Below are 1,068 nucleotides of genomic sequence, written 5' to 3'. Positions count from 1 at the left end.
GATGTGTTGTGTGCGGGGTGGTTGTGGGGCGGAGGGGCGTGTGCTGTGGGCCGGAGGGGTGTGTACGCGGTGGTTGTGGGCCTGAGAGGTGTGTCTGTGCGGTGGTTGTGGGCCGGAGAAGCCTGTGTGAGGGTCGGTAAGGGGTGCCCTCCGTGTTGAGGTGTGACAATCGCACTCTTCGGGACGGTTATTCTTAGGTCACCCTCGTCCCGTCAGTCACCCGTCTGGAGTCGTCCGTGCGCATCGACCTGCACTGCCACTCCACCGCCTCCGACGGTACGGACACCCCCGCCGAGCTGGTCCGCAACGCCGCTGCCGCCGGGCTCGACGTCGTCGCCCTCACCGACCACGACACGACCCGCGGGTACGCCGAGGCCATCGCCGCGCTCCCCGAGGGGCTGACCCTCGTCACCGGCGCCGAGCTGTCCTGCCGTATCGACGGCGTCTCCATGCACATGCTCGCCTACCTCTTCGACCCCGAGGAGCCCGCGCTCCTCGCCGAGCGCGAACTGGTCCGCGACGACCGGGTGCCCCGTGCGAAGGCCATGGTCACGCGGCTGCGGGAACTCGGCGTCGACGTCACCTGGGAGCAGGTCGCCCGCATCGCCGGGGACGGGTCCGTCGGGCGTCCCCACGTCGCCGCCGCCCTCGTCGAGACCGGCGCCGTGGCCTCCATCGATGACGCCTTCACCGAGCGCTGGCTCTCCGACGGGGGCCGCGCGCATGTCGCCAAGCACGAGACCGACCCCTTCGAGGCGATCCGGTTGGTGAAGGCGGCCGGCGGGGTGACCGTGTTCGCCCATCCCGGCGCCAGCAAGCGGGGGCTCACCGTCCCGGACACCGCCATCGCCGAGATGGCCTCCGCCGGGCTCGACGGCATCGAGGTCGACCACATGGACCACGACGCCGAGACCCGGGTACGGCTGCGGGGGCTCGCCCGCGAACTGGGGCTCCTTGTCACCGGTTCCAGCGACTACCACGGCAGCCGCAAGACGTGCGTGCTGGGGGAGTACACGACCGACCCCGAGGTGTACGGGGAGATCACGCGGCGGGCGTGGGGGGCATTTC

Annotated in this window: 1 protein-coding gene; it reads left to right on the top strand. The window is 70.9% G+C overall.

Features of this window, described 5'->3' with window-relative positions:
- Positions 1-236 precede the first annotated feature (236 nt).
- On the top strand, positions 237-1,068 hold an 832-nt coding region (locus AOK24_RS44380; RefSeq protein WP_055725469.1), incomplete at its 3' end, for a PHP domain-containing protein.

It is taken from the genome of Streptomyces niveiscabiei, assembly GCF_001419795.1.
Classification (GTDB): Bacteria; Actinomycetota; Actinomycetes; order Streptomycetales; family Streptomycetaceae; genus Streptomyces; species Streptomyces niveiscabiei.
Note: the sequence above shows the minus strand (reverse complement) of the source record. Positions and strands in the feature narration are given on the sequence as shown.